General features: G+C 63.2%; 11 protein-coding genes. 7 read left to right on the top strand and 4 right to left on the bottom strand.

Annotation, left to right across the window (positions count from 1 at the left end; translation table 11 throughout):
* Window positions 1–3: 3 nt before the first annotated feature.
* Window positions 4–198, bottom strand: a complete 195-nt coding sequence (locus tag QRN34_RS10495) for a hypothetical protein (RefSeq protein ID WP_285404300.1) — start codon at window positions 196–198, stop codon at window positions 4–6.
* A gap of 31 nt (window positions 199–229) precedes the next feature.
* Window positions 230–361, bottom strand: coding sequence for a hypothetical protein (locus QRN34_RS10490; protein WP_285404298.1), 132 nt, complete (start codon window positions 359–361; stop codon window positions 230–232).
* Window positions 362–578: 217 nt separating this feature from the next.
* Between QRN34_RS10490 and QRN34_RS10485 the strand changes: the two genes are divergently transcribed.
* Window positions 579–3,488, top strand: a complete 2,910-nt coding sequence (locus tag QRN34_RS10485) for a pitrilysin family protein (protein WP_285404294.1) — start codon at window positions 579–581, stop codon at window positions 3,486–3,488.
* 89 nt (window positions 3,489–3,577) lie between these two features.
* Window positions 3,578–3,994: a DUF4156 domain-containing protein gene (locus tag QRN34_RS10480; protein ID WP_285404292.1), complete on the top strand. Its 417-nt coding sequence runs from the start codon at window positions 3,578–3,580 to the stop codon at window positions 3,992–3,994.
* A gap of 68 nt (window positions 3,995–4,062) precedes the next feature.
* On the opposite strand, the gene QRN34_RS10475 is transcribed toward QRN34_RS10480, so the two are convergent.
* Window positions 4,063–4,542, bottom strand: coding sequence for a hypothetical protein (locus tag QRN34_RS10475; protein WP_285404290.1), 480 nt, complete (start codon window positions 4,540–4,542; stop codon window positions 4,063–4,065).
* Window positions 4,543–4,826: 284 nt separating this feature from the next.
* Between QRN34_RS10475 and QRN34_RS10470 the strand changes: the two genes are divergently transcribed.
* From QRN34_RS10470 to QRN34_RS10455, 4 genes are all read left to right on the top strand, one after another.
* Window positions 4,827–5,741 (top strand): hypothetical protein, encoded by a 915-nt coding sequence (locus tag QRN34_RS10470; protein ID WP_285404288.1) that lies wholly within the window; start codon window positions 4,827–4,829, stop codon window positions 5,739–5,741.
* A gap of 10 nt (window positions 5,742–5,751) precedes the next feature.
* Window positions 5,752–7,758 carry a hypothetical protein gene (locus QRN34_RS10465; protein WP_285404286.1) on the top strand — a complete coding sequence of 669 codons (2,007 nt, stop codon included), beginning with the start codon at window positions 5,752–5,754 and terminating at the stop codon, window positions 7,756–7,758.
* Window positions 7,755–8,672, top strand: coding sequence for a hypothetical protein (locus QRN34_RS10460; protein WP_285404284.1), 918 nt, complete (start codon window positions 7,755–7,757; stop codon window positions 8,670–8,672). The genes QRN34_RS10465 and QRN34_RS10460 overlap by 4 nt, the downstream gene beginning before the upstream one ends.
* A 612-nt stretch (window positions 8,673–9,284) precedes the next feature.
* A complete protein-coding gene (locus tag QRN34_RS10455; protein ID WP_285404283.1) occupies window positions 9,285–10,529 on the top strand; it encodes an N-6 DNA methylase in 1,245 nt (414 codons plus the stop codon).
* A 37-nt stretch (window positions 10,530–10,566) separates the two neighbouring features.
* Here the strand turns inward: QRN34_RS10455 and QRN34_RS10450 are convergent, their stop codons facing one another.
* Window positions 10,567–12,318: a hypothetical protein gene (locus QRN34_RS10450; RefSeq protein ID WP_285404280.1), complete on the bottom strand. Its 1,752-nt coding sequence runs from the start codon at window positions 12,316–12,318 to the stop codon at window positions 10,567–10,569.
* Window positions 12,319–12,886: 568 nt separating this feature from the next.
* Here QRN34_RS10450 and QRN34_RS10445 point away from each other — a divergent pair.
* On the top strand, window positions 12,887–13,378 hold the full coding sequence (locus tag QRN34_RS10445; RefSeq protein ID WP_285404278.1) for a MarR family transcriptional regulator: 492 nt from the start codon (window positions 12,887–12,889) through the stop codon (window positions 13,376–13,378).
* Window positions 13,379–13,385 lie beyond the last annotated feature (7 nt).

Below are 13,385 nucleotides of genomic sequence, written 5' to 3'. Positions count from 1 at the left end.
CCATTATGCGGCCGGCGACGCGCAGGTGGCATGCGCGATCGTCGCATCGCAGGTGACGGCTGGGGCGATCGTGGCCTGCCCGACGGCGGCCAGCTGGATCGGCGCACCCGTGTAGGTGAGCATGTTGCCGACGATCAGGCCGCAGACGAGCATGGAAGCGACGAGCAGGCTGCGCAGGATGAGAAGTTCGTGTTGCATGGGTGTATCTCCGACAGAAACAGTAGGGTGATCAGACCATCTGGAAGAGCGTGAACCCGCAGAGGAACATCGAGGTGACCAGCAGGCCGTTGAGCATCATCAGTTCGTATTTCATGTCGCGTTCCTTCGAGTAGCCGGGGCAGGAAGCCGCCCGGCGGGGCATGACTAGTAACGCAAGTGCCGTGCCAGCCTTTGAGTGTCGGCAATGAGTTGATTCGTATGAGGTTTGTCATGTGGCTTCCGACAGGTCGCTTGTCCGCGGACACCGACCACCCGCGACCGGACAACCTGCGGACGATCGGACACCACCGATTGCGCCCGACGGAGCGACCGGGCTAGCCTCCGTGCATCCGGGCCACGAGGGCCCTCTGGAGTCGTGCATGAAGAACCGCCTCGCCCTGCTTGCCGCCGGGCTGATCTCCTTCGTCGGGGCCGCCGCTGCGGCGTCGTCCGCGCCCGACACGATTCCGGACATCGCATACACGCGCTTCCAGTTGCCGAACGGCCTCACCGTCGTCGTGCATGAAGACCACAAGGCGCCCGTGGTCGCGGTCAGCATCTGGTACCACGTGGGCTCAGGCGACGAGCCGGCCGGCAAGACCGGCTTCGCCCACCTGTTCGAGCACCTGATGTTCTCGGGCTCGGAAAACCGCAAGGGCACCTATTTCCAGCCGTTCGAGCGCGCCGGCGCCACCGACATGAACGGCACCACGTGGTTCGACCGCACCAATTACTTCGAGACCGTGCCCACCACCGCCCTCGATATGGCGCTGTGGATGGAGTCCGACCGGATGGGCCACCTGCTCGGCGCCATCGGCCAGAAGGAGCTCGACACCCAGCGCGGGGTGGTGCAGAACGAGAAGCGCCAGGGCGAGAACCAGCCCTACGGCCGCGTGGACGAGAACGTCCTCGTCAATACCTACCCGGCCAATCACCCGTATCACCACGACACCATCGGTTCGATGGCCGACCTGGACGCGGCCTCGCTGGCCGACGTCAAGCAGTGGTTCCACGACTACTACGGGGCGGCCAACACCACGCTGGTATTGGCGGGCGATATCACCGTGGCCCAGGCCAAGGCGAAGGCCGAGAAGTACTTCGGCGACATCCCCGCAGGGCTGCCGGTGCCCCGGCAGCAGCCGTGGATCACTCCGCTGCAGGCCTCCACGCGCGGTATCCAGCACGACCAGGTCGCGCAGGCGCGCATCGTGCGGACGTGGATCGTGCCCCAGCTGGGCACGGACGATGCCGTGCAGCTCGATCTCGCCACTACGGTCCTCGGCGGCGGCAAGACATCGCGGCTCTACCAGCGTCTCGTCTATCAGGACAAGCTCGCCGACGATGTCAGCCTCGGCATCTCGCCCTTCGCCCTCGCCAGCCAGGTGCAGCTCACCGTCGACGTCAAGGCCGGGGTGGACCCCGCGAAGGTCGAAGCGGCCGTGGCATCCGTATGGAAGGATTACCTCGCCACCGGCCCCACGGCCGACGAGCTGGCGCGTGCCAAGGTCGCCAACCGCGCGGGATTCATCCGCGGCCTGGAGAAAGTGGGCGGCTCGGGCGGCAAGGCCGTAATCCTCGCCGAGGGACAGGTCTACCGTAACGATCCGGAGGCCTACAAGAAGGACCTGGAGCGGGCGCAGAACGCCACGACCGCCTCGGTGCTGGCCTCGTCGAAGAAGTGGCTTACCCAGGGCGACTACACCCTCACCGTCCTGCCGGCGCCACCGGGCTTCGACCCGGCCGCCGAGGACAAGGCGGTGACCGGCCTGGGCACCGCGCCTGGCCGCCCCACCGCCGTCACCCCGCCGGCGCGGTCCTACGCCGCCGGCGCGTCCCAGGTCGATCGCAGCAAGGGCGTGCCGTCGGTGGACACCTTCCCCGACCTGTCCTTCCCCACGCTCCAGCGGGGCAAGCTGAAGAACGGCATCGAGGTGGTGCTGGCCGAGCGCCACACGGTGCCGGTGACCCAGGTGCTGCTCCTGTTCAACGCGGGCTACGCAGCCGACCAGGGCCGCAAGCTGGGCACCGCCAGCTTCACCTCCGCGCTGCTGGAAGAAAGCACGCGCTCGCTCGACTCGGTGGAAGTGGCACGGCGCAAGGAGCGCCTGGGTGCCATCGTCTCGTCCAGTTGCTCGCTGGATACCTGCAGCGTCGGCCTGAACGCGCTCAACAGCGACCTCACGCCCTCGCTCGCGCTGTTCGCCGACATCACGCGCAACCCTGCGTTCAAGGCGGACGACATCGAGCGCGTACGTGGCCAGTGGATGGCCGGCATCGCGCAGGAAAAAACCGAACCCACCGGCCTCGCGCTGCGCACGTTGCCGCCGCTGCTCTACGGCGCCAACCATGCCTACGGCATCCCGTTCACGGGCAGCGGTACCGAAAAAGCCATCGCCTCGCTCACCGCCGCGGACCTCGCCACCTTCCAGCGCGACTACCTGCGGCCGGACAACGTGCGCATCGTGGTGGCCGGCGACACCACGCTCGCGGACATCCTGCCTCGGCTCGATGCGGTCTTCGGTGACTGGCAGGCCCCGGCCACGGCCGTGCCGGCGCGGAATATCGGGCAGGTGGCGGCCCAGCCGAAGCCGCGCGTCTTCCTGGTCAATCGCACGGACGCCCCGCAGTCGTTGATCCTGGCCGGCCTGCTGGCACCCTCCACCCGTGCGCCCGACGCTCTGGCCCTGGGCATCGCCAACGGTGCCTTCGGCGGCACGTTCACCTCGCGCCTCAACATGAACCTGCGCGAGGAAAAGCGCTGGGCGTACGGTGCGGGCAGCATGCTCTCCGATGCGCAGGGGCAGCGCCCGCTGCTGTTCTACGCGCCGGTGCAGACCGACAAGACGGCCGAATCGGCGGCCGAAATTCTCAAGGAGGCCAAGGCCGTCATCGGCCCGAAACCGCTCACCGCCGATGAAATCGGCAACATCCAGGCGCAGCGCATCCGCGCGTTGCCCGGTAGCTTCGAGACCACGTCCTCCGTGCTGGGCGCCATCAGTGGCATCCTCATCTACGGCCGCCCGGACGACTACGTGCAGACGTTGAAGTCGCGTATCGAAGGGGTCGACCGTGCCAAGGCCGAGGCCGCGCTCGCCGCCGTCATCCGTCCCGACGCCCTGACCTGGGTCATCGTCGGCGACCTGCGCAAGATCGAGGCCCCGGTGCGCGCGCTCAACCTCGGCGAAGTGCATGTGATCGATGCCGACGGCCAGCCGGCGAAGGACATCGCAGCGCCGGTGTCCGGACGCGCGGGCAAGGCCAAGGCGCCGCCCGCGACCACGGCAAGGTAATCCCCAGCGAAGGGCGCGGTCGATTCAGATCGCGCCCTTCGCGGCATTTGGCTAGCATGTCCCCCCAACGTTTTTCCGGAGCTCAATCCATGCGCAAGGTCCTCGTTCTCCTCGTCCCGCTCGCCCTCTCAGCGTGCTCGTGGGGCATCAAGCTCGACGACAGCGCGCGCAACGTCCGCACGGCCTGGAACGGCGATGTGTCCAGCTGCCGCGACCAGGGCAAGGTCACGGTGTCCGTGCAGAGCCGCGTCGGCCCCATCGATCGCGACGACCTGAAGGTCCGCGACGAACTTGAAGTGCTCGCGCGTAACGAGGCCGCGAAGATGGGTGCGGACACCATCAAGCCCCTCGGTGAGCCCAACGGTGGCTCGCAGGACTGGGGTGCGTACACCTGCGGTGCCCGTGGCGCGGCTCCGGTGCGAGGCGCTGCTCCGCCGGCATCGCAGCCGGCCCAGAACGCCGCGCCGCAGGGCGGTGGTTTCGAGACGGTTCCGCTCAAGCAGTAAGTGTGTCACTGCGACCCGACGGCCCGGTCTGCCCACGCGGATCGGGCCGTCGTCGTGTTTGTCTGGCCCTACAGCAGCGCGCACGCCTTCAAGGTCACCTGACCGGCGCTCTCGGACCCATCCCGGCATGACAGTCTCACCGTCGCGCCGGTCTTGAGGGTGGAGACGTCCGGCCAGGCATCGGCATCGAGGACGAATCGTGGATTCGTCGAACCCTTGCCGCCTTTGAGGGTGACTACGGGCGTACCATCGCCGCCGGCCTCGAGATTGCCCACCTCGCCGGTTACCTCGACGGTACGGTGTGCGAACCGAACGGTGGATGCAGTGCGATCGTCTGCAAAGGCCTGGGCAAGCTCTTGTGCGGACATGACCTCGATCTTCGCTTTCGGCATGGGTGTGGGCGCGGGCGTTTGCGCCCGTCGAACCACCGCGCCCGCGCGGGCGCCTGGCGGCACGGCGCCTTCGGCGGCAGGGTGTCGGCAGCCACTCACGAGGATGACCGTGACGAGGGCCAGAAGCAGGTTGGAAAACAGCTTGGAAGTGTTCATGGTGACTCCTGGACGCCAGAATGGGGGCGGCGGAGCGCTTTTCCAGAGGCCCGGATGGTCTGGCTAACGGGGATCGCTGACCAAGACCGTGACGGCGGCCACTGTCATGCAGTTGCTACCGTTTACATGGACGCCCCGGGAGGGGCAGGGGAATCAGGTTCAAGTCAGCAGGTCACTGGCCGATATCAGGATGGGTGCTGGCTGGCCAATTGTCAGGTGGATTTCAAGGAGCGCTGCGGCGATGATAGCCCGGTGCATCGGATGTCGAACTCAGGGAGAGGGCTGTGGGGGTTATTGTTCCATCGAGTCATGAAGACCTCTCGCGCCAGGTGTTTGGGCGCTTTCGCTCGCTCGTGGTGGACCAGGTGATCGACATCATCAGTCCCACTGACCTGGACCGCTGGTCGCGTAATTTCGAGACAGCGGAAGCTCAGTACCTCGCTGCACAGCTCTTAAGTGCTGCGGTCATCCGCACGAACAAGATGATCACGAGCAGCTACCGGCATATTGCCGAAGTGGTTCTGCCGGATCTTATGCGCTCAGCGGGGTTGTGGAACTTCGACTGCGTCGAAGACTTTCTTTTCGCCCTTCATGACAGGAAGGCCGCGCTGCCACTGCGTATCATGCCGGTGGATGGACTTCGCATCGATCGCAAGCCGGGAAATTCGGCTGATTCCGTTGTGCGAAATTTTGCCATCGCTGCCAAGGTCGGAGACGGCTACCTGTGGCGCGCGGATGACCCCAAGGCGTGGCAGCCCTTCGCCGGACTTTTGATTTTCGTCGATGACCTGTTGGGCACCGGCCGCCAGTTTGCGGGCTTTGCAAAGAAGTACCAGCTCAATGAGCTTCCTCCGCAGATGCAGTGCGTTTACATCCCGCTGTTGGCGACGGCCAAGGGAATCGGCAAGGTGCGCGAGAAGTTTCCTAGGGTAGAGATCAGGCCGGTGGAGTCCTTGCATGCGAGCGCAGGCTTCTTCAACGAGACGGTCGATAACTCCGGGTTGTGGGTGCGGGATAAGGTCAACGCCGCTGAGGACGTGCGTGCGCTGTACCGGCAGATAATGAGCGACAAGGATGTGCCAAAGGAAGGTAAGTACTCGATGGAGCTGAGCGTGCTACTTCCGGGACGCACGCCTAATAACTCGCTTCGCGCGTATTGGAATTCTACTGGCCGTTGGCAGCCGCTGATGCCACGCTAAGGGCTATGTCATGAAACTCGAAAATATCGTCGACGAGTTCGTCAACAACCGTGCAGAGCAGCTCGACGCAGACGTGACGCATGAGTTCATCGTGCCGCACAACTTCGGCCAGCTCACGCTTCATCGTGACCGCAAGTCGGTTCGTGTGATCGGCGGTCGAGGTTGCGGCAAAACCATCTTCTTGCGCTACTTCTCACATTGCACCCAGTTGAGTGAAAAGCAGGCCGAAGTGTCATTCGACATATTCGGTCAGGGTATTGGCCTATACTGGCGCACGGACACGGGTTTCTGCGATCTCATGAAGCCGGAGTGGCTCGGAGAGCAGCATGCCTATCGTGCCTTCCTGCATTACATTGCTGTCGTGGTGCTCGAAGAAGTGGCTCTCTTCATCAACACCCTGGCGAGAGCGCCGCTGCTAGGTGGATCCATCGACCTGCGTGCCCGTCCGCTGCCCGACTCGGCCGAGATCCTGCTATCACATAAAGGGGGCCATTACGCGGATCTTCGCGAGTTCGCCAAGAGACGCCGGTTTCAGCTGAGCCAGTGGGTCCAGAACCCGGGGTCGGACGCGCCGACGTTCTTGCGCGTCGATGACCTCCTAAGCGAGATCGCCGATGATATTGCCTCGGCGGATCCGCGACTTGAGAGGTTGTTCTTCCGCGTATTCGTTGACGAATTCGAGAATCTCAAGGACAACCAGCGTCGTCTGGTCTGTGACCTGGTCAAACACCCCAGGCCGCGCTACTCGTTCAATCTCGCCATGCGCAAGGATTCCGTCGACCAGTTCATCACCAGCGGTGGCGAGCAGATCGTCGAGACGCACGATATACGGTCGATCGACCTGGAAAAGCTGGTTGGCAAGACCGACAAGACGTTCAAGCTGCTTGCGGCCGAACTGCTGTTGATGAAGCTTTCCAAGCAGCACGTCGACGTTGGTTGTCCGGAATTCGAAGTTGGCCGGTTGCATGTACCGTCTCGGGTGAATGAGCGCATTGGGGACAATTACACGCGTGCTATTCGGGCTGCGGCGGGGCGGCTGCTACCGGGCCGAACCTCGGGCGAGATTGCCAGGGGCGTGTTCGATGACGCGCCGCTTCGGCGACGCCTCACGGACGTCGCGGCAAAGGGCCTGCAGAAGCATCGGGTCACGGCTTTGTCGGCTAATCAGTTCCAGTACGTAGACAAACCGGTAGCTAGCATCGTCGCGGCCTTCGTGCTTAATCGCGATAAGCCAGGTCCGGAGGTGGTGCTTAATGCCTTGGATGATTTCCAGGGGCGCAGCAGCTCGTCGAACCCTTTCAACGATTGGGAAAGTAACAATTTGCACGGCGCTTTATTCTACCTGTACGACGGCTTACCGAACCGACCCAACCCTCTCTACGCGGGCTTTGACCGGTATTGCCAGATGTCGGCCCCGAATCTCCGCTTCTTCCTCGAGTTCTGCCACAGCGCTCTGCGCGACGTGACCTCGTCGGTGGAGGCGGGTTCGTCGACCGACCTGCAGTGCGTGCCGTGGGAGGTTCAGGCCTTTGCGGCGAAGGACACCAGTGCGCTGCTGCTGAAGGATATTCCCAACCTGGGCCTACGTGGTCGCGAGCTTCAGGCGCTGATCAAACGTCTGGGTCGGTTGTTTCAGACTGCGCACCGTCGCGCTTCGCTCAGCGAACCGGAGATCAACCACTTCTCCATCGACGAGTCGGATAAGGAGGGTTTGACCGAGTCGACGCGCAGCTTGTTGCGAGAGGCGCTCATTTGGTCCGTTCTCTACGAAGAGAAGGACACGAAGAACAAGAGCGATGCATCGCTGGCCCAGCACGACTACATTCCCAACCCTATCTTCAGTGCCTATTTCGGCATCAGCTATCGCAAGCGCAAGAAGATCACGTTGAAGGCCTCGGAGGTCAACGTGATCTTCTCGGGCAGTGACAATCACTTCGAGGCGCTGCTGCGAAGCTTCCTGACCAAGTGGGACCTTTCCGCCAGTCCTGAGGACGTGAACCAAGGGTTGTTCGGGTGATCCGCTTCACGGATATGCGGCAGCTGGCACCGGGTGCGGTCCAGACTCCCGAGCGCTTCGATATCGTCTTCCATGGGCTGGCCATCGACGATCGCGGTGATCATTCGCTCAAGGTTGCTCTCGCCAGCGCAGCACAGGCGGCAGCAGTCAGCTATGACCCGCAGGGTTTTCGGATCACGGTGGGCGACGCGGTGTTCCGCGTGGCCGATCTGCACGAGATCCGTCAAGCGTATCCCGGCAGCAAGATCCTTCTGGACGCGACGTCCTTGGACGCTGTGGAGATCCTGATCCTCACCCGCGCGTTCCTGCATTGCGACACACCACGTGAGCTGGGTTACCTTTATGCCGAGCCGGAGCATTATCACCCAGCGAGTAACGACATCAGCATGGATCTGTCCTTCTCCTTTGCTGATAGCTTCGTCGGACTGAAGCCGGTGCCGGGTTTTGCGCCAGAACTTCGGCCCGATGAGCCGGGTCGCCTAGTGGCGTGCCTAGGCTTTGAGGCTGATCGGCTGGACCGCATCCTCCAGGACGATGATGGCAATTTTATCAAGCACACCACGCTGATCTTTGGCGTGCCCCCGTATCGGACTACGTGGGAAATGCACGCGCTGTTGCCCCATGCACGCTTGATTAATCAGAACCGATCTCGGGAGGTTGCCTTCGCCGGTGCGAACAACCCCAAGGCGACGTTTGAGCAGCTGAACGATGCGGAGCGTGCTATCGACGCCGGTCGGAATGAGCGCTTGCTGGTTGCCCCTCTGGGGTCCAAGCCCAGCTCCATCGGCGTTGCCCTGTTCGCTTGTTGTCGCGACGACGTGCGTTTGAAATACGACTTTCCCATTCGGGCGCGAAAGCAGACCAGCGGTGTTGGCGCCGTCCACCGCTACTTGATCAACAAGCGCGACACGTAAGGCTCCGGTCGCCGCGGTCGAGATTCCCACGACCGCGGACCTAGACAATGGTGCTATATGTGAGTATGCATAATGACGTACGTAAGGCAGGTTCGGTGCATGCCGACTCCCTCTCCGGCGCCTTCGATCAGTGGCGTCAGTCACGGCCGCTGGCCGAGCACGCTTTTATTGCCTGCCGGCGTGAAGGTGGCCGATTGCGTTGTTGGTGGTCGGCGCCAAGTGCGCAATGTAGGCTTGACGAGGTGACTGCGACGGCGTTATGCGACGCGCTGTCGTCAGACAACGAGGTGTTGCTGGCCAGCATGGGCATTATCCGTCCGCTGCAGGCCAACGCTTCCTCGGGACCTCCTTCTGTTGGTTGGCGCAGCACAACCCTAAGGCGCTGGCGATGGCGATGGCGATGGCGATGCACCTGAAGCATTGGCGAGCGCGTCGAGCCGTCGATGACGCCCGCACCGGTGATCGTCGCGCTGGCCGATCAGCTCATGAGTGAAGAGCGGGCCCGGGCGAGAGATGCCCGCGGTGGCAAGTTGAGGTCACAATGAAGGGTAAGGGGTTGCGCTCTTTTGGATGGGCGCTGGATGTGGTTACCATGCTGGCAGGGAGATCCATATGTTGAATCCGAGCAACACCCCCACGCGCACTCGTTCCCGTGCCTTGGAACAATACTTCACCCGGCCGGAGATCGGCGACTTGCTGGTGGGGCAGATGACGCTTGCCGAGGCCGGTCACGTCGTCGAGCTCGGCGCGGGCGAAGGCTCGTTGCTGGCAGCCGCCCGGCGTCGCTGGCAAGCGGCACGCCTGACGTCGGTCGATATCGACCACACTCTTCGCGTGGCCGACCAGGCGATTGGCGGTCACAAGCACCTTGTGATGAACGTGCTGTCGCCGACTTTCGCACGCAGTCGTCGGCTGGACCTCATCGAATTCGACGCGGCGGTATGCAATCCGCCCTATCAGGTGGCGGAGCTGGCTGATCCGTACAGGTCCCTGCTGAAGAAGGTTGGCCTGCATGCCGCCCTGCCGCGCGAGGGCGGCATGCCGGTAGACTTAGTCTTCCTTGCACACAATCTGCGCTTGCTTCGGCACGGGGGCCAAATGGGCATCATCGTGCCCGACGGTACGGTGACCGGCGAACGTAGCAGGCCTTTGCGCGAGGCGCTGCTGGCATCGCACGCGCTCCACAGTGTCATCGAGTTGCCGTCACGCGCGTTCCCCGGTACAGACGCCAAGACTTTTATCCTCACCCTGGAGAAGGGCGGATCCTCTCCCGATCGGATTCCCCTATACAGCGCTGACCAGTACGCCTCGCTCAGCGAGCCGCTGTACGTCTCGGCCGATGAAGCGGCGTGCCGCATGGATCATCGGTTCTACGCCTGGCAGCGATCGGCTGGCGGCCCTGCCGTTCGAGCGCTGGGTGAGTTCGCTGGCGTAGAGATCATTCGTGGTCGCTGGAACGCAACCGAGGCCCGCCATGCGGGATTGCCGATCCTGCATTCCACCGATATCCCCGGCGCCGGGCAGAATCGTGATCTGCTGCTGTCACGCGCTGGTATCCGCCGTATATATGGCGACGCTCCGCGGGCCAGGGCCGGTGACATTGTCCTGACCCGTGTCGGGCGGCATCTGGAAGAGCGCTTCGCGCGCGTCGGCGCCGGTGAGTCAGTGATCAGTGACTGCCTATACGTGGTGCGCGGACCTGCAGCGGCTATGGCTCAGCTGTGGCGCTCGCTTAACTCGGCCCATGGACATGCCTACCTGGCGGCGAACGCGCGCGGCGTGTGCGCACGCGTACTCAACCGGTCGTCTCTGATCGAATTCCCCTTGCCGATCTGTACGGGCTCGCTGCGGCGCTGAGGATCGCGCCCCCGTCCGTCACACGATGTTTTACCCGTTACTCCGCGCCACCTGCCACGTGGTCGTTGACAAGCGCGACGATTCGCTCAAGCGATGTGGCGGCCCCGTCAATGAGCTGCCTTGCCTGTTCAAGCGGACCAGCCTCACTGTCGACGCCTGCCAGTACGTAGGCCTCGTGCAACTTCCCGGAGGGCAAGTGCGCGTCCCCCAGGCGCAACTCATAGACGCCGACTAGTGCTGTCAACGTCGAGCGCGCCTGCGCAGCATCCGTGACGGTCGCCAGCGCCTGCTCAAGGTGCGCCAAGGTGCGCCATGTGGTCCCGCTCGGCGGTGTGATTACAGAGCGTAATGACCCGATATCGATGCCATCGGCGGTCAGTCGGGCGATGTCCTTGGCTAGGCTCAGCAACGAGTCACGATCGGTTACGCGGAAGCGGTGAATGGTACGAAAGATAGATTCGTTGGCCTCGTGAGCGCGAAAGAGTGGCGCGCCACACCAGGCTGTAACGAACTCGTTCACGCGATGCCACGCCGACACGAAACGCGCCTCGGGTGCAGACGTGCCGGCCGGTTGAGCGCGCCATTGCGCGGCGAAGAGCTCCTCGGAAACGCCCCCTTCAGGCGTGACGTTATGCCCAATCCAGATCCGCTGTTGCCACGGCGGCAGGTGAGCCACGTCGTAGGCGTACACACAAATCAGCCCGCGCGAGTTCACGCCAAAATGCGTCGGCACACCGTAAGCACAGCGGATGCCGCCCGTATCACCGGTGTACCAACTAAGTTGCGCGTCTCGGTATTTCAACAGCGCCGGTATCACGTCGGGTCGGAACCACAGCCAGCGGCCGATGTCCTCGTCGTTGAGGTCGGTATCGGGCAACGTTGAGCCGTCCGGCTCGACGATGTAGTGAATGGGTTGAGCCGGATCGTCGCCACGGACGCGCTCGCTTCGCTGAGCGGGCTCAAGCCATTCTTCGCGCCACAGCTCGCCTTCCACGCGGTAACGCCGCGCGCCTTCGCGCTCGTATTCCCCGGATGCCGCCGCCGTGTTCTCGTTGGTCTCGTGCCCAAACACCGGCACATCTTCCTCGACATCGCCGTCTGTGCGCCATACGCGCATCACCGCCACGCGTCCAGGTAGTCCGCCGTGCTCGTCGACCTCGAAGACCCGAATCTCGAAGCGTTCATCGTCTCCGGTGAGCTGGACTGGCTCCTGTTGCCAATTGGGCAGGGTCGAAGTGCGGTCGACGATGGCCATGTGCCGCCGGTACATGCCAATACGCAAGGCAAGGCCGCGGGCGGCAAGGTAATCGCGGAGAAATTCGTTTTTGATCTCGATGGCGTGGCAGGCCCCGTCAGCATCAAGGCGTTCCCGAATGACCTCCACGTAGCCCTCGCTTGGTCGGATCCACGAATGCCCCTCCTTGATCAACCCCAGCGCCATGATCAGGTCCTGGTCGACCAGCCACTGCCCGGGTGCGTCGCCCACGTTGTCGTGGGTGAGTATCAGGTGGAATCCCGCATCCTCACGGTCGTTGTATTGGTAGATCTCCGCACGCTTGTAGCCGCCTTCGCGGAAGGCATACGGCGCCGCGGTGGGGTGGCCAAGGTCGCTCCATCCGAGGCGGTTTCCAACACCGCGGTTATCCGCGGGAAAGGCGATAGTTCCGATGCACAGCAGGTCTTCGGCGTATCCGGGTAGGGGTTCTTCGCCGACCGATGAGAGTGTCTCGGACTGGCGCAGCGGAATCCACACGGCATTCGCCAGGCGTCGACGGCGGATATCTGCCATCTCGAACCATGTCCTTTCTGGTGCCATGCGACCTGCCTCAATGCTGGTTAGGTCGAGGCATGATAGAGCGACGACATCGGCGCGGCCAATCGAAGGAGGGAGAATAGTGCCGGCCCGCTATGACAAAAGACGGGCCATAGGGCATGCGGCCGGACTGGGCTTGTCAGGCCTTCAAGTCGATCACGTAGCGATAGCGTGCCCTCTTGACGACGACCTCCTCCTAGACCTCGTTGACCTCGCGGGGGCGACGAGCCGGTAGTCGGCCTTAATCCCGTGCTGGTGGCATACAACCATCGCTTCCTGGGTCTCGGATGACATTGATCAGCGAGCCGGCAAACCAGTCGCGCTTGAGGAGTCGGGGGAACGTGTCCGCGCCGGCTGATGGTCTAGTAAAGGCTAATTTGGCGGGTTTGCCGGGTAACGGCGTGATGGCCAGATAAAGGTGCCGACGGTCTTCTTAAGGAGGAGGCGACAGCAATTCCCCCCCCCCCGATCGGACTAAGTTCAACTATTGATAATACACAAATGAACTATATACTTGTGAGGTATCCCGGCCACGGACCTCCCCATGAGCGATTTCGCCCGCACCGAAGCACGCCTCGACGTCACTCTGCGTAAATACCCGGGGTTCCCGCGCCAGCCGGCTGTGCTCGTCCGTCTGGTCAAGCACCTCTACAAGCAGGTGCACGACGAAGCCAACGCGGTGATGAAGCCCTACGGGCTGAACCACCCGGAATACAACATCCTGATGATGCTTTACGGCTCGCCGGACAACGCGATGAACCCGTCGCAGCTGGCCGAGGCGGCCGGCGAGAAGCTGGCCAACATCACCCGGCTCACTACCCAGTTATGCGAGAAGGGCTACGTGGCCCGCGCCGGCAGCGACGAGGATCGCCGCAAGGTCACCCTGACCCTGACGCCGGTCGGGCTGGACACGATCACCCAGTTCCTCCCCGATATCGTCACGTTGCTTCACCGCCAGACTCGTAACCTCGATGCCACCGAACAGACGCAACTGGAAGGCCTGCTCAAGAAGATGCTGGCCGGGTTCGGGGAGTAACCGGGGG

This window comes from Luteibacter sp. ME-Dv--P-043b (genome assembly GCF_030209605.1).
Taxonomy (GTDB): domain Bacteria; phylum Pseudomonadota; class Gammaproteobacteria; order Xanthomonadales; family Rhodanobacteraceae; genus Luteibacter.
This window is presented reverse-complemented; position numbering and strand designations above follow the sequence as displayed.